The organism is Lentzea sp. NPDC054927 (genome assembly GCF_053610285.1).
Map to the genome: position 1 here is coordinate 372,585 of NZ_JBSGXZ010000003.1, position 21,678 is coordinate 394,262.

The following is a 21,678-nucleotide window of genomic DNA, read 5'->3' on the forward strand; positions in this document are numbered from 1 at the left end:
TCCCCCTCCAACCCGTGCCGTCAGGCCGTGGGCCCGGCGAGCCGCCAGCCACTCTGCCACGCCCAGCCGTTGCGCGCGTTGAGAGTGATGTTGAGGAAGGCCAGCTCCTCCAGCGCACGGGCCATCCGCAGCCCACCGGCGTCGATCGGGCGGAATCCCAGTGACGCCAGCAGTTCCGCCACGACCTGCTTCGCCGGCTCGTCGTCGCCCGCGTAGAAGCCGTCCAGCGGCAGTCCGCCCTCGTTCGCGTCGCCCAGGCGGGAGGCGAAGACCGTGTTGAACGCCTTCACCAGCTTCACCCCTGGCACCGCGTCGGCCAGCTGCTCCGCCTGGCTGGAACCGCCGGTCGTCAGGTCGCTGAAGGTCTCGTTCAGCGGGTTGGTGGCGTCGACGACGACCGCGTCGGTGTCCTTGATCCCGGCCAGCACGTCGGCCGCGACACCGGCGGGCACCGCCAGCACCACGACGTCCGCACCCTTGGCGGCGTCCGCGACAGTGGCCGCGGCCGCGCCGACCTGCTCGGCGACCTTGACGGCGTTCTCCTGGTGCGCGGCGGAGACGGTGACCTCGTGTCCGGCGGCGGTGGCGGCCTTCGCCAGACCTGCCCCGACGTTCCCCGCACCCACGACTGCGACTCGCATGACGCCTCCAATTAGTTCAAAGTTGAACTTTCCACCACCGACACTAGGTGCGTTTGGTTCAAGCGTCAAGTAAATTGACCGGGTGACCCCGGACTCCCCTCGCTGGCTGACCGCCGAGCAGCGCCTGGCCTGGCTCGACATGGTGCGTGTGCTGACCAGGCTGCCCGCGACGCTCGAGGCCCAGCTGGAGCGCGACGCCGGGCTGACGTTCTTCGAGTACCACGTGCTGTCGATGCTCTCCGAGATCCCCGGCCGCGCCCTGCGCCTGAGCCGGCTCGCCCAGCTCACCAGCGCGTCGCTGTCCCGGTTGTCGAACGTCGTGAAACGCCTGGAATCCCGCGACCTGCTGCGCCGCGAACCGGACCCCGACGACGGCCGCGCCAGCCGCGCGGTCCTCACCGACGCGGGCCTGGCCGCCGTCGAGCGAGCAGCTCCCGGTCACGTCACCACGGTCCGCGAACTGATCGTCGACGCGCTCGACGAAGATCAGCTGCACCAGCTGCACGCCGCGCACGAACGAATCCTCGACCGGCTCGACCCCGCGTCCGCGACCCGGCCGGAGTGGCTGGACACGTGACCTGTCACGTCCGGGGTCGTTAAGGCGATGTCGGGTGCGAGGGAGGCATTGTGGCTGATTCAGTCAAGTCGCGGAGAGGCCGGTTCGTGACCGGGCTCGTGCTGGTGGGCGCGGTGATCGGCCTGCTGGTCGTGATCGGGTCATCAATGGAGCAGAGGTCCTGGGCCAGTTCCGAGGGCACGGTGCAGGAGCGGCTGAAGTCCGGGAAGAGCGCCTCGGTCAAGGTCGAGTACACGCTCCCGGACGGCACGAAACAGGTCGCGACGCTGTCGGAGAACGGGCCCGCCCGGCACCCCGGAGAGCGCGTGACGGTCCGCTACGACCTGGAGAACGGCAGGGTCGTCGACGCGGCGCTGGCCGACAACGACGAGGCGCACCTGGTGGTGGGCGTGATGCTGGGCGTCGTGATCCTCGGCTCGCTCTTCCTGAACCTGATCGCGTGGAGGCCGAAGAAGCCTGAGTGACCGAACGGCGGTGGCTCGCGCCACCGCCGTTCACCATCCATGAGGTCAGCGCCAGCCGAGTGCCGGCGCGACGTGCTCGAGGATGTTCTCGATGACGTGCGCGCTGTACTCGACGCCGAGCTGGTTGGGCACGGTCAGCAGCAGCGTGTCGGCCTCGGCGATCGCCTCGTCCTCGGCCAGCTGCTTGATCAGCACCTCGGGCTCGGCCGCGTACGAGCGTCCGAAGATCGCCTTGTTGGGCCCGTCGATGAAACCGACCTGGTCCTTGCTCTCGCCGTCGCCGCCGAAGTACGCGTCGTCGAGATCAGTGGTGATGGCGAAGATGCTGCGCGACACCGAAACCCGCGGCTCGCGCTGCCACCCGGCCTCCGTCCAGGCCTTGCGGAACGCCCGGATCTGGTCGGCCTGCTGAACGTGGAACGGCGCCCCGCCCTCGTCGAACTTCAGGGTCGAGCTCATCAGGTTCATGCCCTGCTCGGCCGCCCACGCGGCGGTGCCGTTGGACCCGGCGCCCCACCAGATGCGGTCGCGCAGCCCCGGCGAGTGCGGCTCGAGCCGCAGCAGACCGGGAGGGTTCGGGAACATCGGCCGGGGATTGGGTTGCGCGAAGCCGTCGCCCTCCAGCACCTTCAGCAACACCTCGGCGTGCTGGCGGGCCATGTCGGCCTCGGTCTCACCCTCGGCGGGCTGGTAGCCGAAGTACCGCCACCCGTCGACGACCTGCTCGGGCGATCCCCTGGAGATGCCGAGCTGCAGCCTTCCACCGGCGATGAGGTCCGCCGCGCCGGCGTCCTCGACCATGTACATCGGGTTCTCGTACCGCATGTCGATCACGCCGGTACCGATCTCGATGCGCTCGGTCTTCGCACCGATCGCCGCCAGCAGCGGGAACGGCGACGCGAGCTGCTGAGCGAAGTGGTGCACCCGGAAGTAGGCGCCGTCCGCGCCCAGTTCCTCGGCGGCCACCGCCAGGTCGATCGACTGCAACAGCGTGTCCGAGGCGGACCTCGTCTGCGAATGCGGGCTGTCCGACCAGTGCCCGAACGACAGAAAACCGATCTTCTTCATCCCGTGCGAACACTTCCATCCGTTAGTTGACACTTCAACCAGACTACAACCTACAACGCGACGGCGCCCACGGGCATTCCCGAACGCCTGACGCCGCGTGATCACCTCCGTAGGATTCCGTGCCACCTAAGGGGGTCATGGGTGTACGACGGGTTCATCTCCTACAGCCACGCTGCCGATCGGCCGCTGGCCAGGTCGTTGCAGCGCAGCCTCCACCAGATCGGCAGGCCCTGGTACAAGCCGCGAGCGCTGCGGGTGTTCCGCGACGACGTGAGCCTGGCCGCGAGCCCGGACCTGTGGTCGTCGATCCAGGACGCGTTGCTGGCCTCGCGCACCTTCACCCTCATGGCGTGCCCGGAGTCGGCCGCGTCGCCGTGGGTCGGCCGCGAAGCAGCGCTCTGGCGGGAGAAGAAGTCCAGGGAGACGTTCCTGATCGTGCTGACCGGCGGCGAGCTGGTCTGGGACGACGAGGCGGGCGACTTCGACTGGGACCGCACCACCGCGCTGCCCCGTGCGCTGGCGGGGTGGTTCGAGGCCGAGCCGCTGTGGGTCGATCTCCGCGAGCCGGAACGCCGCCGTGGCAAGGAGTTCCGCGCCGCGGCCGCCACGGTCGCCGCCGCGATCCACGGCGTCGCCAAGGACGAGCTGATCAGCGAGGACCTCCGTCAGCAACGCAGGCTCGTGGCCGTGCTGGCGAGCCTGCTGTCCGTGGCGCTCGTGGCGGGCGGCGTCGCGGTGTGGCAGCAAGGGGTCGCCGCCGCGCAACGCGACCGCGCGACCGAACAGGCCCGCATCGCGCTGTCCAGGGCGTTGTCCGGCGAGGCGCAACGCCTCATGCCCACCAACCCGCAGCTCGCGATCCGGCTCGCGCTGGCGTCCTGGGGCGCCAACGAGTCCGTGCAGGCGAAGGCCGCGTTGATGAGCACGCTCGACCGGACCAGGCACGTGGTCTCGGTCGTCTCCCCCGGCACCGACACGGTGAGCCGCAGCCGGGGCGCATCGTCGGGCGTGCAGGCCAACGTGGCCGTCAGCGCCGACGGAGCCGTGCTCGCCCACGCCTACTCCGGCGGGAACATCTCCTTGTGGGACACCAAATCTCGCCGTCCCACCGGCGTCACGCTGCCGGAGCGTTCGTACGCGCTGGCACTCAGCGGCGACGGCCGGCGGATCGCCAGTGCCAACAGCCTGACGGTGAAGGTGTGGAACACCAAGGACGGCTCCCTCACCCACGACATCCCGTTCGCCGGTGCCGTCAACCGCGTGGCGATGTCCCCGAACGGCCGGTGGCTGGCCATGTCCGGTGGCGATTCGGGCGGGGCCACGCCGAAGTTCGGTGTCTGGAATCTGGAAACCGGACTGCCGGTGATCAACGTCGAGGGCGACGACGTCCCCGGCGAAGCGGTGGAATTCCTCGGCGACCGTCTGTACACGGTCGACGGCCGTTCAGCCAACGCGAAGGTCGTGGCGTTCGAACCGGCGAGCAACACCTGGTCGACGTTCGGCGCGGGCCGGACAACGCCCCACGGCCTGGCGATCAGCACCTCTTTGGCTGTGATCAACGGTTCCACGCTCGAACTGTGGGACGTGGGCACCCGGACCAGGACTCGCACCGCCGACGTCGGCAAAGACGCCTGCTGTGTCAGCATTTCCGCCGACGGACAGCGCATCGCCGTGGGCACCGGGCAGGGCGCGGTCCTGCTGTTCGACCAGACGCTGACACAGACGACCCAGCTCTTCGGTCACGCCGGCCAGATCCGTGATCTGCGGATGAGCGACGACGGCAAGCTCGTCGCCTCGATCGCCGAGAACGGCAGCGTCGTGCTGACCGCACCGGACCAGGACGCCCGGCTGCGCGCCAAGCTGCAAGGCCCGGCCGGCGTCAACGGAGTGGCGGTCAGCACCGCCGGAACCGCGGCGATCTCACAGCCGGGCGGCATCGTGCTGCGCGAGCTGAGCACCCTGGCCGAGAAGTCGGCCTTCTCCGCGCCGAACGGTGCCGTCCGGCTCAGCCCGGACGGGCAGCGGCTCTTGGTGGGGGCGCCAGGCGCCCACAGCACCTGGGACACCACGACCGGCACGCAGGTCGGTTCGATCTTCACCGACGAGGTCGGCTTCCTCGGCGACAGCCGCCACCTGATCACGGCCCGCAGCAACGGAACGCCCCTGGTCGAGGACGCAGGAAAACGCGGAACGAACCCGGTCGGCGGGTCTTCCGTGCACCAGCAGATCGCGACGAATGCCCGTGGTGACGTCATCGCGATCGTGACCAAGGCCCAGCAGGCCGGCGACGGATTCGGGGGAACCGACATCACGCTCTGGCGCTGGGGCGGCGGCGAGCTGGAGAAGATCCGCCAGATCCACTTCGCCGCCCTCGTCCTGGGCTTCGCGGTGAGCGAGGACGGCGAGCAGGTCGCCGCCTCGGACGTCGACGGCCGCGTGCTGCTCGACGACAGCAACCGAACAGGCGAGCCCGTGGTGTTCGGCCAGGGCCTGGACAGCCCCAAGGCGTCGGTGGCCTTCGCGCCCGGACTGATCGCGCAGGCACACTCCGACACCGGCGAGCTCATGCTGTGGAACAGCGCGGACGGCACTGAGGTCGGCACCTGGCAGCAACCCGGCGCCGCCGGCCCGGTGGCCGGACTGGCCGCGACCGGCGGCGGGCTCCTGACCGCCAGGAAGGACGGCCTGCTGGCGTTCTGGGAAGCGGAACCGGCCGCCTGGGCCCGCACGCTGTGCCCGATGATCACCGGCGGGCTGTCCGCGGAGGAGCAGCGCCGCTACCTCGGTGACATCGACGTGCCCTGGCCGTGCCGCTAGGCGAGCGACCACTGACCTTTGAAAGGCACGGTGAAGATTGGTCACCGCATCCCGGTTCCGGAGGTTCGATCCCGGCGAGGCGGCGGCATTGGCCGACTTCCTCGCCGGCGAGCCTTGGCCGTTCCACACGGCCGAGACAGTCCAGCGTGAGGACGTGCTCGGACGCGTCGCCGAGGGCTACTACGACGACGAGACGTACTGGATCGAGATCGGCGGCGAGCGGGCCGGGATCGTCCGGCTGTTCGACCTCGAGGACGAGACGCCGATGTTCGACCTGCGGATCAGCGCCCGGCACCGCGGGAAGGGTCTTGGGCGGGCGGCCGTGCAGTGGCTCACGGACCGGCTGTTCGGCGAGTATCCGCACGTCGAACGCATCGAGGGCACGACGCGGCAGGACAACGCGGCGATGCGGCGGGTGTTCCGGCACTCCAGGTACGTGAAGGAAGCGCACTACCGCAGGGCCTGGCCGGACGCGTCGGGCCACCGGCACGACTCGGTGGGCTACGCGATCATCCGTCGCGACTGGCAGACCGGGGAGACCACCGTGCCGGACTTCCACGACGACTAGTGCGGGCTGTAGTCACCGCTGAGCCTTCGACCCGTTCCTCACGGCGCGCACGCCGGCAGCGCTGCGAGCGGCACGTGGTGCTGCCCGGCGTGGATGTCGCGATCCCGCAGCCCGCCCTGGGGAACGGGCCGCGGGAACGAGATCTTGACGACGTTCAGCGACGGGATCCGGAAGATCTGCACGTCGTCCGAGCGCACCCCGTACAGCGCGGCGATGACGTGCTCGTTGAGGATCTCCGGGGTGGCGGCCAGCGCGTAGCCGGCCTCGTCGCGCAGGAAGAGTTCCATCGTGACCCAGAACGGGCCGGCGTTCTTGGAGCGGACTTCGAGCGCGAGGTCGCCGAACGTCTGCGGGAGTTGGTCAGGCATGGCTGGGCGCCTTCCGGTGGTCGATGCGGAACATCTCGGTGGGCGTGCGGGTGTCGACGACGTGGTTGAGCACGAACTCGTAGACCGGGCCGCGTTCGGTCTCGGCGGGTGAGGTGGCGAACGCCAGGCTGGGCAGGTAGGCCATGTCCGGGGTCGGCAGGTGCAGCATCAGCGGGTTGGCGACCTTGGCCACGGCGGTCGCCAGTTCCTGGGTGGCGGCGCGGACCAGGAGCATGACGCCGATCTCGCGGGGCAGGCGGGCGGCCGGGTCGAGTGTTTGCAGGACGGCGTCGTAGCCGTAGCGGCGGAGGTCGAAGTCGTAGGAGGTGCTGTCGAGCCCGAGCGTTTGGGCGACGCGATCGGTGAAGACCTTCACGAACAGGTCGGTCCAGTCCTCGATGTGCGCCAGGATGTGCTCGTCGCGGATCGCGGTGAAGGACATCGTCTCGTAGCCGGTGATCCGGGCGCCCTCCAGCTTGATCGTGTGCTGCTCGGCCGGGTGGAACAGCGAACCCTCGACCCGCACGCGCCGTGCGTCGAGAGCTGTGTAGGTGGCCGAGGTGACGTCCAGTTCGCCAGCAGGCTCCCGCATGCGGAACGGGTTCACCGTTTCGTAGAGCATGTGCGCGGCAACGGAGATCGGCGTGCACGCGGCGTCGGGGTCCAGCGGTTCGATGGTGAACCCGGTGTGGTCGATCGTGGCGAGCACGCCGCCGGTGCGCGGGTTGGTCGTGCATTGCCCGCCGCATTCGACGATCTTCGACGCGTGCCAGGTCGGGCCGGGTGGCATGCCCTTCATCAACGGGAACGCGGCGGCGACCGCGGTGTCGGTCGCGCGGCCCGCGAGCACCACGTCGGCGCCGGCGCGCAGGGCTTCCTCAATGGGTTCGTGGCCCATCATGCCGACGACGTGGGTGCAACTGTCCACAGTGGCCTCGTCGAGTTCGGCGGCCGGCGCCAGCGGATGCACCGCGCCCGCGCGCAGGCGTTCGTTGATGAAGTCGGCGCGCTGCTCGCTGCGGATCGTCGCCACGGACAAGCCGAGGTTCTCCTCGCGCAGGATGTCGTCGACGATCCCCGCGACCCACTCGACACCGGAGTCGGTGCCGCTGGTGCCGCAGGATCCGACGATCAACGGGATGCGGGCCTGGGCCGAGGCTCGCAGCAGCATGCGCAGATCGCGGGCGACGGCGGCGGCGGTCGTCTTGGCGGTGCCCGAACCCAGGTAGTACGGGCCCGAGTCGGTCGAGCCGGCGTCGACGGAGATCACGTCGGCACCGAGCGCGAGCCCTCGGTCCACTGTGGACTGCGCGAAGCCGGCGCCGAGCATGCCCGTGGGCGTCAGCACGCGGACGGCCGCGGTGGGAACGCTCATCTGTGGTTGTCCTTCCAGGTTTTCGATGGTCAGAGGGAGACCGCGTGACGGCGGCTCAGCACCGCGACGCGCAGGGTCACCGCGGCGGCCAGTGCGGTGACGAGGGCGATGTCCAGGAGCATGTAGCGCCACCCGGTGACGTCGATCATCGCGCCGACGATCGCCGGGCCGATGAACCCTCCGGCGGCCCAGCTCACCGTGTACAGACCCGTGTACAGGCCGATCACCTGGGCGGACGGCGCCAGGTTCCACAGCACGACGGCGGCGTTGATCAGGAACCCGGACGCGCCCGCCGCGGCGACGCAGAAGGCGACGACGGTGGCGGCCGGGGTCGGCACGAACGTGCCGAGGCCGAGCGAGGTGCCGAAGACGACCATCCCGATGGTCATCGTGCGGATGCGTCCGATGCGTTCGGCGAGCAGCGCGGCGGGATACGCGGCGACCAGGAAGGCGACGCCGCTGGGGAACGTCAGCGAACCGGCCACGCCGCGCGACAGCCCCAGTGTCTCCATGCCGTACGGGGTGAAGAGGGAACGCGAGGAGAACCAGGCCGACGCGAACAGCAGCACCGCGGTGACGACGAGCAGCCTGCTGCGGTTCGAGTCGTGCAGGATGTCCTTGATCAGGTCACGCAGTCTCGCGGCCGGTTCGCTCGCACGGCCGGCGTCCTCGGCGACCGCGGCCTGATACGCCCTCGACCTGTTGTCGCGCACCCGCCAGACGAGCACCGCGGTGCACACCAGCATGAGCACGGCAGGAACGGTGAACGCGAGCTTCGGGTGGTCGTCCACCATCAGGGCGCTGATGAACGCGGACACGATGACGGTGAGACCGGAAGCGATCTTGACCGCGGCGTTCGCCCTCCCCCGGCGGTCCGGCTCGATGAAGTCGGGCAGCAGCGCCTGCGCGATCGGCTTGAAACTGTTGCCCACCAACGAGTAGACGAAGATGATCGCGATCAACGCCGGTAACGCCGTCGCCAGCGGGATCAGGGTGAACAACACCGCCGCGAGCGGCATCCCCACCGCCAGATAGGGAATCCGGCGGCCCCACCGGGTGCGGGTGTTGTCCGAGCGGTGCGCGATCCACGGCTGGACGAACAGGCCGAGCAGGTTGTCCATGCCCATGACCAGACCGACGACCGCCGTGCTGGTGATGTGCTCGCGAAGCAGTGGCGGCACCTGTGCGTCATAGAAGTCCCAGGTCGCTTCCTGCGCGAACACGGCGAGCGCGACGAAGAACGTGATGCGCCTGGCGAGCCGCCGGTCCACCGGCGCGGCGAGTGATGGCACAGAAGCCTCCGTTGGCTCGGGGTCGCGGCAGCCTCAAACTAGAATGCTATAGCAAAACAGTCAAGCAATAGCTTGCACACAAGCTGTAGTATCAGCCCTCGTGACGGCCGACGAGGATCTCCGCGAACCGCAGCTCGAGACGCTGGCCGGCCGGGCGTACCGCTCGGTCCAGGAGGCCATCACCGCAGGTGAGCTGGCACCCAACGAGAAGATCACCGAACGCGGGCTCGCCGAACGGCTGTCCATGAGCCCCACCCCGGTCCGGGAGGCCATCCGCCGGCTGGAGCAGGACGGCCTGATCAAGAGGACCGGACCGCGCACCGTCGTCGTCGCGGACATCGGCGCCTCCGCCGTCGAGGACCTCGCCGAGGTGGAGATCGCGCTGCGCGGCCTCATCGCCCGGTTCGCCGCCCGGCATGCGACCCCGGCCCAGCTCGACGGGCTGGACGCCACCCTCGACGAGGCGGACGACCTGTTGATCGTCATCAAGCAACGCGAGGCCGAGGGCCGCCCCGTCGTGAAGCACGTGAACACGTTGCTGGACACCATGCAACGCTTCAACGACGCGGTCGCGGCCTGCGCTGGCAATGCCGTGCTGGTCCGGCTGCTCGAGCAGACCAGGGTGTTCACCCGAGCGGAGCGCCGGACCCGGATGCTGGAGCGGGTCCTCGCGAACCACCAGTACGGCCTCGACCGCTACGCCGGCCACCGCGATCTCGTCCGTGCCCTGCGCGCGGGCGACTCGGCCACCGCGGAGCAGATCGCGATGCACGACGTCCGCGGTGGACTCGACGACCTGCGCCGCGCTCCCGACTCGGCCGGCGTGGAGCCCACGACGACGGGCCGCTGAAGCGTGGCAGCTACCACGAGATCGACAGCCACAGCTGGGCAGCGTCGCCACCATCCGCCTGCAGGCCGGCATCGGCGTGTGGACCGTCTGGTACTCGGGTCCGTCACACTGCGGCTGATGGCCCGCGAACCATGAACTACGTTGGGGTCATGGAGATCTTCGACATCCCGGTCGCCACTCTCGCGGGCGAGCCGGGCGACCTGAGCACGTTGCGGGGCAAGGTGCTGCTCATCGTCAACGTCGCTTCCCGCTGCGGCCTCACCCCGCAGTACGCCGGCCTGGAGCGGCTCCAGGAGAAGTACGGCGCGGAGGGCTTCTCCGTCGTCGGCTTCCCCTGCAACCAGTTCATGGGTCAGGAGCCGGGCACCTCCGAGGAGATCGCCACGTTCTGCTCGACCACGTACGGGGTGTCGTTCCCGCTCTACGAAAAGGTCGAGGTCAACGGCTCCGACCGGCACGCCGTCTACGAGCAGCTGACGCAGCAGCCCGACGCCGACGGAACCGCGGGCGACGTGCAGTGGAACTTCGAGAAGTTCCTCGTGTCGCGCGACGGCGAGGTGCTCGGCCGGTTCCGCCCGAAGGTCGAGCCCGAGGACGCCTCGATCACGAACGCGATCGAGGCAGCCCTCCGCTAGTCGGTCGGGCTAGTCGGCACCTCGGCCCAGCTGGCTGGGGCGGTACGCGACCTTGCGGGCGCGCATCACCTCACCCAGCGGGCGGTGCTCGACCAGCGCGTTCCACGGGTCGAACTTCGCGGCCTCCACCTGGGCCGCGAACTCCTCGTCCGGCTGCTGCGAGCCGATCACCAGTCGTGCCACGGTCCGATACGGCGAGTCCCAGACCACCGCGGCGTCCTCGATCGGCGTGCGCGCCTCGTCGAGGAAGAACTGCAGCTGCACCTCGTACACCAGCGGGGCCTCGGCCAGGCGGTCGTAGACGTCCGCCGACCAGTCGTCCGGCGCCTGCGGGTTCACCTGGTCCGACGCGGCCCGCACGCGCACCCGCACCGCGTAGGGACCGCAGGAGATCGGGGCGGCGCTGAAGAAGTCCTCGGTGGCGAACCCGCTGAACGGCTTGTTCAACGCGCCACGCACCTCCTTGAGATCACCGAACATGCGTGGCGACCGCAGCAGGAGACGCAGGATGCCGCGCAGGCCGCCACCACCGGCCGTGGTGATCTGGCTGAACTCCTTGCTGGTCGACGAACTGAACCTCTCGTGGTTGATCAGCACGAAGTCCTGGCTCGCGGCCGGACCGCCGAACACCGCCTCGCCGTCGACCCCGAGCACCTTGAACGCGAACCCGCGGATGTCCGGTGTGCGGTCGGGCGCCCGGTCGAACCCGCCGTTGGACAGCCGGACCCACACGTCATAACTGGTCTCGGTGGCGAAGATGCCGTGCCGGGCCTCCTCCGGGAGGTCGGCGAGCACCTCCAGGGTGGCGCGCAGTGCGGGGCGTTGCTTGCGGTGCAGCGCCCGGCCGGTGCCGAACCGCTCGGACTTGCGGCGCTGCATCTCGATGAACAGGTCCGCCTGGTCGCGGTGCCGCTGCGCCTCGTCGGGTGCGACGACCTCTTGCCAGCTCGTGCTCGGTGCGGTCATGGCTCCTGCCATCAGATGTTGGTGCTGTTGGGGATCAGGGACGGCCGCAGGTACTCGTACGGCACCGCCCTGCGCCGGTTCCTGGCGACGATCTCGGCCTCGATGCTGCCGAGATCGGTGCGGAAGCGCTGGTGCCCGGCGGCCACCGGCGTGTTCCGGAAGTCGTCCTCGTAGTCGCCGAGGACCGTGTGGTGGATGGAGCCGAGGAAGTTCATCACGCAGAACTGCTGCACGGCGACGTCCAGCGGCGGCAGGTTGTCGAGCCAGTCGGCCTCGGTGTGCCCCTTGCCGCTCGGCTCGGGCGTGTACCCCGCGAGCGGGTTGGCCGGCAGGAACGCCATGTGGTCCTTCTGCGCGAAGTTCACCGCGGCGTGCTGAGGGCCCGCCGTCCAGATGACCATGGTCAGGACCTCGGCGAGGTCGTGCAAGTCGGCGATGTGGCCAGGGGTGGCACCGAAGTCGCGGACCTGGCCGCCTTGAGGCGACGCGACCTCGGCCGCCCACGCCTGCAGTTCGTGATCGCCCACGACCTCGGCGTCATTGCGGTAGTAGGTACCGACGAAGTTGCCGACCCACTCCGAAATCGCCTGCCACACCAGCAAACCGTCGTCACGGTACGGAAAGTGCGGCAGCTCGCGGCTGCCCGCCGTGCCGGTCGCCGCGAGCGCGGTCGGCAGGTAGTTGTCGCGGAACGACCGGTTCGCGCGGTGCTTGGCGAGCCACGGGTAGGTGCTGGCCAGATCGGACCCGATCAGGTACTCGACCGCCTTGCCCGGCTGGATCAGCAGCTCGACCGCGAGCTTGTTGATCGAGAAGGTGCCCTCGAAGTGCCGCTTCAGCAGCACGGCGACCGGGTGGTTGGCCGCGAGGTTGCGCACCGCGGAGAGCAGCACGGGTTCGCTCATCAGGTGCGTGAAACCCAGGTGGGTCAACACTTCGTGGTAGGTGTTGTGCGCGGAGAGCACACAGTTCTTCGCGAGCTTCCAGGAGTAGCCGTCGGCCGGGGTGTAGATCTCGCGGCCCGCCGGGTCCTGGCCGCACTGGATCGCGAACGGCCGCAGCGGCCCGCCCCGGCGCGGCACGCAGAACGCGGCCATCGGCGAGTACATGTACTTCGGGGCCTGCGGGTGCTTGCCGTTGTCCAGTTCGGACATCGCCTCGTAGTCCACCCAGTACACCCGGCCCGCGGAGATGGCGGTCTCCAGGTCGTCGCCGGCCAGCTCGGGCACGGCGGTCAGGTGCGCGGAGGTGATCGGGAACTTGCCGGGCACGGAGGTCATCCGGCGCAACCGCGTCGGGTCGGGCCCGGCGACGAAGCACTCGGCGAAGTATTCGTCGGTCTCGAATCGCTCGACGACCGACGGCGGCTGAGCCAATGCGAAAACTTCTCGGAAGTCCTGGAGACTCTTTTGTCTCAATTCGCCCGTCGAACCGCCAGGAACCGGCATGAAGTAGTCGACAAGTCCGCCCATGTCGTCGGACCGGATCATCGCCGCCAGCTTCAGCGGTGCCAGCGGCTGCAGCTCGTGGACGAAATTCCACCTGCCCCTGCGCTTGAGCAGCCGCAGGTTCATCCTGAGCTTTTCCTGGGCTTCGAGCGACTTGACCTGCCAGCGCTTCGCCGGGCCGTCCGCGTCGGTCGTACCAGCGGCGACGGGAAAACCCATTTCCAAGTTGTACCGGTACGCGGACCGTACCGCGGCTACCTGTTCAGCTCGTTCCTCGCGGCCATCGTGCTGCGAAATGAGATACTCGGCCACAATCCCCTCCACCCTGCGAACGCAATTTCGCGATGATGCCACGAGTTGCGAAAAGCGGCTCGCGAGGGATCATTCACGTCCGTGAACCTCCACGCCGGAATCGGGTGAAATGCCATACTTCGGCGGTGATGACTCTGCGGAACGACGAACCGCTCGCCTTGGCCGTGACGACGGCGATCCGCGCCGGTGACCTGGCCGCGTTGCGAGGGCTGCTGGCCGGCCACGACGACCTGGCGACCGCGCGAATCCTCGACGACCGCGGTTGCTCCCGGACCCTGCTGCACGTCCTCACGGACTGGCCGGCGCGCTGCCAGAACGGTGCGCAGACCGTGGAGCTGCTGGTGGCCGCAGGTGCCGAGGTCAACGCACGGTTCGAAGGGCCACACCGCGAGACGCCGTTGCACTGGGCGGCCAGCGCGGACGACGTCGTGGTGCTCGACGCGTTGCTCGACGCGGGCGCGGACATCGACGCCGACGGTGCGGTGATCGGCGGTGGCACCCCGCTGGCCGACGCACGGGCATTCGCGCAGTGGCAAGCTGCGCATCGCCTGGTCGAACGCGGCGCGACGGTCACGCTGATCGACGCCGCCACCCTCGGCCTGCTGAGCCACGTCGAACGCCTGCTCCCCTCCGCCGCGAACGACATCGACGCGGCGTTCTGGGGCGCGTGCCACGGAGGTCAACGCGAGTGCGCGGAGTACCTGCTGGCGCGAGGTGCGAACGTCAACTGGCTCCCGCCGTGGGAACACCTCACGCCGCTCGGCGCGGCACTGCGCAACGACTTCGACGACCTCGCCGCCTGGCTGCAAGACCAGGGAGCGAGCTAGGGGTAGTACCCCTCGACCGGCACCTTCGCCTCGTCGTACAGGTGCGGTCCGTCAGTCGGCACGTCGGTGAACCCACCGGACGTCTTGAGGTCGTTCAACTGGCTGCCCGCCAACGCGAAGACCACGTGCCCGATTCCCGAGCGCGCCAACGCCCCCGCGCACATCCCGCACGGCTCGCAGCTCGTGTACATCGTGGTCCCGGCGGCCGTGTCGGCGTCCAGCGACTGGGCCGCCCACCGGGCCAGCTTCAGCTCGGGGTGGGCCGTGATGTCGTTGTCGGTGAGGCAGGTGTTGCGCTCCTCCACGAGCACCGAACCGTCCGGCCCGACCAGCAGCGAGCCGAACGGCGGGTTGCCGCCCGCCCGCGCCTCGGCGGCCAGCGCGATCGCCCGACGCAGATGTCCTTCGTTCACCGGAATTCCTTTCGTACCAGGGTCAGTGCGTTCCAGGCGACGTCCGGGTGCCGTGTCTCCTCCGGATCGCCGACGAACGGATCCAGAACCACGGCGTGCGCCCCGTCCGCGCGCAGTCGTTCCAGGTCCGCGACGATCTGCTCGAGCGTGCCCTCGCCCAGCCGCCGGTCCGCGAGCGGCTCGTCGGTCAGCCTCAGCATGATGCGCGGCGCCAGTGCGGGCCGCGGGCGTTCCTCCGCGGCGGCGATCTCTTCCAGTCGCGCCAAGGATTCCTGCCATCCCGCGGGGGTTTGCCGCAACGGGTGCCAGGCGTCGCCGAGCCGGACCGTGCGACGCAACCCTCCGTCGCTCTGGCCGCCCACCCAGATCGGGATGTGCCCGGCGCGGTAGCCCTCGTCCTGCCACGCCTCGCGGACCGTCGTGATCAGCTCGTCGGTCAGCTTGCCGCGGCGCTGGAACGGCACCCCGAGCGCCTCGAACTCCTGGCGCGCCCAGCCGATCCCGACGCCGAGCACCAACCGGCCGCCGCTCAGGTCGGCCAGGTTCGCCGCCATCCGCGCCACCAGCAGCGGGTGCCGGTACGGCGCGATCAGCACCGTCGTGCCGAGGGTGATCCGTTCGGTGACGCCCGCGAGCCACGACAGCGTGGTGAACGGTTCGTAGAACGGTGCGGGGTACTGCTCCGCCACGTCGGGGGTCACCGCCACGTGGTCGGACATCATGAGCAGGTCGTAGCCCAGGCCCTCCACCGTCCGCGCCCACTCGCGCAGCACGGCGGGGCTGGAGCCAGGGCCGAAGTTCGGGACGTTCACGCCGATCAACACGTGATCAAGACTATGACCCCGGACAGGGTCCGCAGAAGAGAATGTTCACGGCATCAGGCGGCACTGACCGGGAAATCCACGGTAGCTTCGCGATGTGACCGAGACTCTCGACGCGACCGACTGGGCGATCCTCGCCGAACTGCAGCAGGACGGCCGGGTCCCGCTCACCGAACTCGGCCGCCGGGTCAACCTCAGCGCCTCCGCCACCACCGAACGCGTCAAGCGCCTGGAGACCGCCGGGATCATCACCGGCTACCGCGCCACCGTCGACCTCGGCAAGGCGGGCTACAGCGTCCTGGCCGTGGTGCGGCTGAAGTATCCGGGCAACCAGCACCAGCCGCTGCACCGGCTGCTCGCCGAACGCACCGAGGTCCTGGAGTGCCTGCGCACCACCGGCGAGGACTGCTACACGCTCAAGATCGCCGCCACCTCGATGCCGCACCTCGAGAAGGTGGTCGACGAGCTGATGGCGTTCGGCAGCACGACGACCAACATCGTCTACAGCCAGAGCATGGCCTACCGGGGCGTGAGCGCGCCGCCGGGAACCTGATCCCACAACGACTTCAGGCCCAGCGCGATCAGGACCACGCCGCCGGTGCCGCTGATCGCCCGCCACGGGACGCGCCGGAACTGGCGGCTCAACGACCTCAGCGCGGCGGCGCCGGCGGCGAGCCAGATCGTCGTCAGCGCGATGTGCACGCCCGCGAGGACGAGCAGGTTCGCCGGCGTGAACGTGGTGCTGTCCAAGAACTGCGGCGCCACGGTGAGGTAGACGGCGGCTGCCTTCGGGTTCAGCACGTTCGCCAGAAACGCCGTGCGGGTGCGCAACGGGCGTTCAGGCCCCACCGACACGTCCGGTGAGCGCCTGCGCAGCGCGGCGATGCCCAGTGCGATGAGGTAGAGGGCACCGGCCAATTGGAGCGCCCGGTAGAGCTCCGCCGAGCGCATGACCAGCATCGACAGGCCGAGAGCCGCCAGCACCGCGTGACTGACGATGCCGAGCGCGGTCCCGCCGGCGACTCGCCGCAGAACGGCCGGCTGGGGCGTGAGCACGTGCGTCGCCATCAACGTGAAGCTCGCACCGGGCGTGACGACGATCGGCACCATCGCGAGCGCGAACCCGGCGACTGCCTCCGGCCGCACGGTCAGCCCGCGTAGTGGAAGGTCGTGGTGACGACGCCGTGCTCGAACCAGTGCAGAGCCATGCCCGGCGCGTGCTCCTGGTCGGCCAGCGGAGACTGACCGGGATCGAGACGCAACGCGGAAACGATGCCGGGCGCGATGAGCACCGGCACTCCGGCGAACGACGACGCGGACGGCGTGTGCACGTGTCCACAAAGGATCGCCTCCACGTTGCCGATGCGCTCCACCAGTGCGGCCAGGGCTTCCGCGTTGTGCAGGCGCATCGGGTCCACATAGGAGTGACCGATCCGCACGGGCGGCTGGTGGAACGCGAGCACGGTCCGGCCGGCCTCCGCCGCCAGCGACGCCGCCTGGTCGGCCACCTCGGGACGCAGTTCGCCGTGGTTCTCCCCCGCCACCGTCACGTCGAGGCCCAGGACGCGCAGGTCACCGACGTCGAGGAACGCCGACGCCGCCAGCAGGGCCGGGGAGTCGTGGTTCCCCGGCACGGCGAGCCAGGGCTCACGTCCCTCCATCACGGCCTGGAACTGCGCGTACCCGTCGGCGGTCCCCTTGTCGGCGACATCGCCCGTGACCACGATCGCGTCCGGCCGGCGAGAGGGCGGCAGCAGGTCCAGGACGGCGCGCAACCGGTCCGCCCGCTCCGGCGAGCCGTCCAGGTGAGGGTCGCTGAGGTGCAGCAAGGTCGTCATGTGGGCTAGGCTAACGGTAAATCTTGATTAACCGTTAGTGGATTAGTGGAGGGGTGCCGTGCTCGCGCTGCCGGACGGTTCCGATGGCGAGACCGCGCTCGCACTGGTGAGCACGATCGCCCACGACGGCCACGGCGGTGTCGCGGACTTCCTCGCCGACGACGCGGGCGTGAACACGTGGGTCGGGGCACGGTTTCCAGACCTCACACCACGCTCCTCCGCACAGGCAGAACGGTTGCGCACCTTGCGGTTCGCGGCGCGGTCGGCGTTCGCCGCCTCTGTCTCGCCGCATCCGCCGAGCCGCGTCGAAGGCGGCCGGCAGATGAGCGACGAGGAGGCCGCGGCGGTCCTCCAGGAGGCGATCAACGCCCTGGAACCTCGCACCGCCGTGGTGATCGACGACCAGGGTGTCCAGCGCGGGCTCAACACCTCGGCACAGGACCAGACGTTCGTCGAAGGTGCGCTGGCGCTCGCCGTCGTCGAGTTCCTCACCGGCCCGCTCGCACCACGGCTGCGTTCCTGCCAGGCACCCCGCTGCGTGCGGTACTTCGTTCAGCAGCACGGCCGCCAGCAGTGGTGCAAGGCCTCGTGCGGCAACCGTGCCCGCGTCGCGCGGTTCGCCGACCGGCAGATCAGCCGGTAGACCGGCCCAGCCGCAGTGCCGAGACCAGGAAGAAGATCCCGCCGATCGCGGCGTACCCGGCGAGGCTCGTCAGCGTCGGGTTCGCCGCGGACGCCATCACGATGAACGACGACCCGGCCAGCACGGAGATGCCCCCGCTGAGGATCATCGGCCACTGACCGCCCATCCTGCGGCGGTTCACGCCCACGAACAGCTGCACCAGCCCGGAGACGATCGCCCAGGCGCCCCACACGCGCAGGACGGCGGGCAGGCCGGAAGCACCCGCGACGGCGAGGCCGACGGCGGCGAGCAGGCTGATCGCGATGTTGACGTACAGCCCGCGAATCGGTCCGGTGGCGCGGGACGAGCGGGCGTCCACCACCGCCGCGGCCACGTCGAACAGCGGGTACAGGACCAGCAGGGCGATGCCGACCGGCCCGAGGTTCGCGCCCGTCACGAACAGCAGAACAGCCCAGACGACGGCGAATCCGAACCGGGCGAAGTACAGGCGGCGCAGCGCGGGCGCGGTCTCGGTCCCGGTGGATGAAGCAACGGCGGTCACGGAGGTCCTCTCATCAAGGGTGGCGAGTCCAGCCAAAGAGACCGAACGTTCTACCTCTTCCAGCGTGAGGGCTGCGCGCGGAATCGTCAAGACCGAACGTTCTATCCGCTAGAATCGGCGGCATGGCGCGCACCGAACCGACCCGCCCGTCCGAAGCGCGGTCCAGGCTGCTCAACACCGCCCTCAAGATCTTCTACGCCGACGGCATCCACTCCGTCGGCATCGACCGCATCGTCGAGGAAGCGCAGGTCACGAGGGCGACCCTGTACCGGCACTTCTTGGGCAAGGAAGAGCTCGTCGTCGCCTACCTGACCGAGGTCGACGCGGCCATGCGCGCGCAGGCGGCCGCGGCCCGCAAGGACTCCCCCGCCGACACCCTGCGAGCGCTCAGCGAGGCCATCGCCCAGGGAATCCGGTCACCCGAGTTCCGGGGCTGCGCCTTCCTCAACGCCGCCGCCGAGTACCCCGACCCCGATCATCCTGTCCACCAGGCCGTCCTGGCCCACCGCGAATGGTTCCAGCACACCGTCACGGAGCTGTTCGCCCTCCTGCAGGAGGAGCGCGCCGTACCGGCCGCCCGGCACTTCGTGATGCTGCGCGACGGAGCGATGGCGTCCGGATGCCTTGCCGACCCGGAACTCGTCTGCGAGACGTTCATCCGCGGCGTGGAAGGACTTGTGCGGGCCTTCATCGCGGAGGCAGAAGAATCCGGTGGATGACGGGGAGCACGCGCGATCTCGGCGGCTGCCAGACGTCCCGATCTTCGAACGGCCACGCGTAGGTCAGGGCGCCGTCGCGGACGCAGTCGAGCAGGCCAGGTGCCCCGAGCTCGTCCGCTGACCACTCGTAGAGCTGCCGCAGCCTCGGCACGATCATCCCGAAGTCGACGAGACGGGCGAACCCGTGTTCCTGGCCGAGGTAGTACCGCGCACCGCCGTTCAGCGGGTACTGGTCCGGGAGCACGCGGGAGAGCTGCAGGAAGATTCCCGTCATGCCCAGTCTGGGGTCGCCGAGCAACGGCGCGAGCGCACGCAACCAGCCCAGCGAGATCCGTGGTGCGGCAACCAATGCGTGCGTGTAAAGCACCCGGCACAGGATGACGTTCATGAAGAACCGCTCGGGCTCGTTCTCCGCCTCCGCGAGATCGCGGTGTTCGAGGTAGGCGGCGACCACGCTCCCGTTGTGCGCGCGGTACCAGGCCTGAGCGGTGGGCCGGAGCGCGAAGGAAAGCCACTGCGCGGCCGTGGCGGACGAGGAAGGGCCCGTCATGCCGCCACTCAGCCCGACCGCCTCGCAGCCGTCGCGCAGGATGCGTTCGTTGACCGCACGCCACCAGGGACTGCCGGGCCGGCGGTGGAACGGCGGTTGCAACACGCCGCGCCGCAGCTGCCAGCGCATGAACGACATCGCCGCCCGGCGGAACGGCAGGTGCTGTGGCGCCTTCCCGAACGGGCCGGAGTAGCAGCGCTCCATCAGCGCGAGCCGGCCGGCGGGGTCGTCGCGGACCTGCGCCACCTGCTGCTCGGCCCAGGTCGCGGCCGTGACCTCGGGCATCACGGTCCACATGGTCGCACGCGACGAGCGTGCACCCGCAGGATGCACGCTCGTCGCGATGACCGAAGTCAGTCCTTCTTGAAAGCGTCCTTGACCTTCTCGACGCCTTCCTTCAGGTGACCCTTCGCCTGGTCACCCTGACCCTCGGTCTGCAGTCGGCGGTCGTCGGTCGCGTCGCCGACGCCTTCCTTGACCTTGCCCTTGAGCTGGTCGGCCTTCGCATCGATCTTGTCGTCGGTACCCATGTGGTCCTTCCCTCGACCTGACTTTCAGGTGCGACGTCCACACTTGGGTGCCCGCCCAGACGAACCTCAATCATCATGGAGTGTGCGGAACCTCCGCGTTTAGAACGGCCGGTCCCCCGCGATGGCCACGCGTTCGGCCACCCGCCGGTGCGGCGCGTAGTCGTTCACCGCGTAGTGCTGCGTGGCCCGGTTGTCCCAGAACGCCACCGTGTTGCGCGTCCAGCGGAACCTCACCTGGTACTCCGGCACGTGCGCCTGCGTGAACAGGTGGTGCAGCAACCGATCGCTCTCGGCGCGATCCACGCCGACGATGTGAGTCGTGAAAGCCTGATGCACGAACAACGTCCTGCGCCCCGTCTCCGGATGTGTGCGCACGACGGGGTGTTCGACCGGCGGGAACTTCTCCTGCCAGCGGGCGAGCAGATCCGGGTCGGAGAAGCGGTCGAAGCCGGGGATGTAGTCGTGCACCGCGCGCAGCCCGTCGATGCGGGCCTTCACCTCGTCGGTCAGGTTGTCGTAGGCGGCGGCCATGTCCGCCCACATCGTGTCGCCACCGATCGGCGGCACCTCGACGAGCCGCAGCACCGAGCCCAGCGCCGGTTCGGGCCGGAAGGTGACGTCGACGTGCCAGATGTTCTCGAACGCGGGCATCGACCCGTCGCGCGCGAACCTGGTCACCTCGTCGCTGTCGCCGGCCGGGATGAACGGGTTCGTCTCGAGCTCACCCCAGTTGCGGGCGAACGCACGCTGCTGGGCGGGCGTGATGTCCTGGTCGCGGAAGAACAACACCTTCCACTCGAGCAACGCGCGGTTGAGCTCTTCCCGCAACCGCGGCGAGAGCGGCTCACCGAGACGCACGCCGTCGATCTCGGCGCCGATGATCCGCCCCAACGGCCGCACGGTGAACAGCTCGTAGGGCCTGGACTCGACGCCGTCGGGAAGACGCCGCAGCACACGGGGTCCTTCCAGGATGCCGCCGGCCGGGGTGCGTGCGTCCCGCAGGCTGACGCGATCGGAGACAGCTGACATGACCTCATCGTGGCAGTCCCGCGCGCTGGCCGACACCGCGTCCAACACGTGGAAATCACGCCTGCGCGATGACCTCACCGGTCCGGGCGGCGCGCTGAACACCCCAGTCGTACAGGGCCTGGAGCGCGGGCCCGAGGCTCCTGCCCTCCTCGGTGAGCGAGTACTCGACGTGCGGAGGCACCTCGGCCCGTGACACCAGGCCAGAGTCCTGCAACTCGCGGAGCCGCTGCACGAACATCTTCTCGCTGATGCCGGGCACCTTGCGGCGCAGCTCGCCGTAGTGGTGCGGGCCTTGTTTGAGGTGGGCGAGGATGACCGCACGCCACTTGCCGCCGATGACGTCGAGGGTCAGCTCGACAGGACAGTGGTACATGCGCGCTCCTCAC

The 21,678-nt window shown here is 69.5% G+C and carries 26 protein-coding genes; 10 read left to right on the forward strand and 16 right to left on the reverse strand.

Annotation, left to right across the window (positions count from 1 at the left end):
• Positions 1-20: 20 nt before the first annotated feature.
• Complete coding sequence (locus tag ACWGE0_RS07825; RefSeq protein WP_452260153.1) at positions 21-641, reverse strand: NADPH-dependent F420 reductase; 621 nt, start codon at positions 639-641, stop codon at positions 21-23.
• An 82-nt stretch (positions 642-723) separates the two neighbouring features.
• Between ACWGE0_RS07825 and ACWGE0_RS07830 the strand changes: the two genes are divergently transcribed.
• On the forward strand, positions 724-1,218 hold the full coding sequence (locus tag ACWGE0_RS07830; RefSeq protein WP_452260154.1) for a MarR family winged helix-turn-helix transcriptional regulator: 495 nt from the start codon (positions 724-726) through the stop codon (positions 1,216-1,218).
• Between the two features lie 50 nt (positions 1,219-1,268).
• A complete protein-coding gene (locus tag ACWGE0_RS07835; protein WP_452260155.1) occupies positions 1,269-1,682 on the forward strand; it encodes a hypothetical protein in 414 nt (137 codons plus the stop codon).
• A gap of 45 nt (positions 1,683-1,727) precedes the next feature.
• Here the strand turns inward: ACWGE0_RS07835 and ACWGE0_RS07840 are convergent, their stop codons facing one another.
• On the reverse strand, positions 1,728-2,750 hold the full coding sequence (locus ACWGE0_RS07840) for an LLM class flavin-dependent oxidoreductase (RefSeq protein WP_452260223.1): 1,023 nt from the start codon (positions 2,748-2,750) through the stop codon (positions 1,728-1,730).
• A gap of 141 nt (positions 2,751-2,891) precedes the next feature.
• Here ACWGE0_RS07840 and ACWGE0_RS07845 point away from each other — a divergent pair, with 141 nt between their 5' ends.
• Both ACWGE0_RS07845 and ACWGE0_RS07850 read left to right on the forward strand, forming a co-directional pair.
• Complete coding sequence (locus ACWGE0_RS07845; protein ID WP_452260156.1) at positions 2,892-5,567, forward strand: toll/interleukin-1 receptor domain-containing protein; 2,676 nt, start codon at positions 2,892-2,894, stop codon at positions 5,565-5,567.
• Positions 5,568-5,604: 37 nt separating this feature from the next.
• A complete protein-coding gene (locus ACWGE0_RS07850; RefSeq protein WP_452260157.1) occupies positions 5,605-6,135 on the forward strand; it encodes a GNAT family N-acetyltransferase in 531 nt (176 codons plus the stop codon).
• Between the two features lie 38 nt (positions 6,136-6,173).
• Here the strand turns inward: ACWGE0_RS07850 and ACWGE0_RS07855 are convergent, their stop codons facing one another.
• From ACWGE0_RS07855 to ACWGE0_RS07865, 3 genes are read right to left on the reverse strand one after another with little or no spacing between them, the layout of a single operon-like run.
• Positions 6,174-6,503: a DUF4387 domain-containing protein gene (locus tag ACWGE0_RS07855; protein WP_452260158.1), complete on the reverse strand. Its 330-nt coding sequence runs from the start codon at positions 6,501-6,503 to the stop codon at positions 6,174-6,176.
• Positions 6,496-7,878, reverse strand: a complete 1,383-nt coding sequence (locus ACWGE0_RS07860) for an acyclic terpene utilization AtuA family protein (protein ID WP_452260159.1) — start codon at positions 7,876-7,878, stop codon at positions 6,496-6,498. The genes ACWGE0_RS07855 and ACWGE0_RS07860 overlap by 8 nt, the downstream gene beginning before the upstream one ends.
• Positions 7,879-7,907: 29 nt before the next feature.
• On the reverse strand, positions 7,908-9,170 hold the full coding sequence (locus tag ACWGE0_RS07865; RefSeq protein WP_452260160.1) for an MFS transporter: 1,263 nt from the start codon (positions 9,168-9,170) through the stop codon (positions 7,908-7,910).
• Positions 9,171-9,270: 100 nt separating this feature from the next.
• Between ACWGE0_RS07865 and ACWGE0_RS07870 the strand changes: the two genes are divergently transcribed.
• Together ACWGE0_RS07870 and ACWGE0_RS07875 are read left to right on the forward strand one after the other, a co-directional pair.
• A complete protein-coding gene (locus ACWGE0_RS07870) occupies positions 9,271-10,020 on the forward strand; it encodes a GntR family transcriptional regulator (RefSeq protein WP_452260161.1) in 750 nt (249 codons plus the stop codon).
• 149 nt (positions 10,021-10,169) lie between these two features.
• Positions 10,170-10,655, forward strand: coding sequence for a glutathione peroxidase (locus tag ACWGE0_RS07875; protein WP_452260162.1), 486 nt, complete (start codon positions 10,170-10,172; stop codon positions 10,653-10,655).
• 9 nt (positions 10,656-10,664) lie between these two features.
• Here ACWGE0_RS07875 and ACWGE0_RS07880 read toward each other — a convergent pair whose 3' ends face one another.
• A complete protein-coding gene (locus ACWGE0_RS07880; protein WP_452260163.1) occupies positions 10,665-11,621 on the reverse strand; it encodes a hypothetical protein in 957 nt (318 codons plus the stop codon).
• Between the two features lie 11 nt (positions 11,622-11,632).
• On the reverse strand, positions 11,633-13,288 hold the full coding sequence (locus ACWGE0_RS07885) for a lipoxygenase family protein (RefSeq protein WP_452260164.1): 1,656 nt from the start codon (positions 13,286-13,288) through the stop codon (positions 11,633-11,635).
• Positions 13,289-13,509: 221 nt separating this feature from the next.
• Between ACWGE0_RS07885 and ACWGE0_RS07890 the strand changes: the two genes are divergently transcribed.
• Entirely contained in the window at positions 13,510-14,208 is a 699-nt protein-coding gene (locus ACWGE0_RS07890) for an ankyrin repeat domain-containing protein (protein ID WP_452260224.1), read from the forward strand.
• On the opposite strand, the gene ACWGE0_RS07895 is transcribed toward ACWGE0_RS07890, so the two are convergent.
• Together ACWGE0_RS07895 and ACWGE0_RS07900 are read right to left on the reverse strand one after the other, a co-directional pair.
• Entirely contained in the window at positions 14,205-14,621 is a 417-nt protein-coding gene (locus ACWGE0_RS07895) for a nucleoside deaminase (protein WP_452260165.1), read from the reverse strand. The two genes, ACWGE0_RS07890 and ACWGE0_RS07895, sit on opposite strands and share 4 nt — an antisense overlap.
• Positions 14,618-15,445: an LLM class flavin-dependent oxidoreductase gene (locus ACWGE0_RS07900; RefSeq protein ID WP_452260166.1), complete on the reverse strand. Its 828-nt coding sequence runs from the start codon at positions 15,443-15,445 to the stop codon at positions 14,618-14,620. Before ACWGE0_RS07900 ends, ACWGE0_RS07895 begins: the two co-directional genes overlap by 4 nt.
• Before the next feature lie 94 nt (positions 15,446-15,539).
• On the opposite strand from ACWGE0_RS07900, the gene ACWGE0_RS07905 reads away from it, so the two are divergent.
• Positions 15,540-15,995, forward strand: coding sequence for an Lrp/AsnC family transcriptional regulator (locus ACWGE0_RS07905; protein WP_452260167.1), 456 nt, complete (start codon positions 15,540-15,542; stop codon positions 15,993-15,995).
• On the opposite strand, the gene ACWGE0_RS07910 is transcribed toward ACWGE0_RS07905, so the two are convergent.
• Entirely contained in the window at positions 15,962-16,588 is a 627-nt protein-coding gene (locus ACWGE0_RS07910; RefSeq protein WP_452260168.1) for a LysE family translocator, read from the reverse strand. The two genes, ACWGE0_RS07905 and ACWGE0_RS07910, sit on opposite strands and share 34 nt — an antisense overlap.
• A 2-nt stretch (positions 16,589-16,590) precedes the next feature.
• Positions 16,591-17,280, reverse strand: coding sequence for a metallophosphoesterase (locus tag ACWGE0_RS07915; RefSeq protein ID WP_452260169.1), 690 nt, complete (start codon positions 17,278-17,280; stop codon positions 16,591-16,593).
• A 58-nt stretch (positions 17,281-17,338) separates the two neighbouring features.
• Between ACWGE0_RS07915 and ACWGE0_RS07920 the strand changes: the two genes are divergently transcribed.
• Positions 17,339-17,923 (forward strand): ABATE domain-containing protein, encoded by a 585-nt coding sequence (locus ACWGE0_RS07920; protein ID WP_452260170.1) that lies wholly within the window; start codon positions 17,339-17,341, stop codon positions 17,921-17,923.
• On the opposite strand, the gene ACWGE0_RS07925 is transcribed toward ACWGE0_RS07920, so the two are convergent.
• Positions 17,913-18,464 carry a hypothetical protein gene (locus ACWGE0_RS07925; protein WP_452260171.1) on the reverse strand — a complete coding sequence of 184 codons (552 nt, stop codon included), beginning with the start codon at positions 18,462-18,464 and terminating at the stop codon, positions 17,913-17,915. The two genes, ACWGE0_RS07920 and ACWGE0_RS07925, sit on opposite strands and share 11 nt — an antisense overlap.
• A 122-nt stretch (positions 18,465-18,586) precedes the next feature.
• Between ACWGE0_RS07925 and ACWGE0_RS07930 the strand changes: the two genes are divergently transcribed.
• Entirely contained in the window at positions 18,587-19,183 is a 597-nt protein-coding gene (locus ACWGE0_RS07930) for a TetR/AcrR family transcriptional regulator (RefSeq protein WP_452260172.1), read from the forward strand.
• Here the strand turns inward: ACWGE0_RS07930 and ACWGE0_RS07935 are convergent.
• From ACWGE0_RS07935 to ACWGE0_RS07950, 4 genes are all read right to left on the reverse strand, one after another.
• Positions 19,152-20,030 (reverse strand): hypothetical protein, encoded by an 879-nt coding sequence (locus tag ACWGE0_RS07935; RefSeq protein WP_452260173.1) that lies wholly within the window; start codon positions 20,028-20,030, stop codon positions 19,152-19,154. The genes ACWGE0_RS07930 and ACWGE0_RS07935 overlap by 32 nt on opposite strands.
• A gap of 56 nt (positions 20,031-20,086) precedes the next feature.
• A complete protein-coding gene (locus tag ACWGE0_RS07940; RefSeq protein WP_452260174.1) occupies positions 20,087-20,263 on the reverse strand; it encodes a CsbD family protein in 177 nt (58 codons plus the stop codon).
• Between the two features lie 99 nt (positions 20,264-20,362).
• A complete protein-coding gene (locus tag ACWGE0_RS07945; protein WP_452260175.1) occupies positions 20,363-21,292 on the reverse strand; it encodes a TauD/TfdA dioxygenase family protein in 930 nt (309 codons plus the stop codon).
• Positions 21,293-21,347: 55 nt separating this feature from the next.
• Entirely contained in the window at positions 21,348-21,665 is a 318-nt protein-coding gene (locus ACWGE0_RS07950; protein WP_452260176.1) for a winged helix-turn-helix transcriptional regulator, read from the reverse strand.
• Positions 21,666-21,678: the final 13 nt, after the last annotated feature.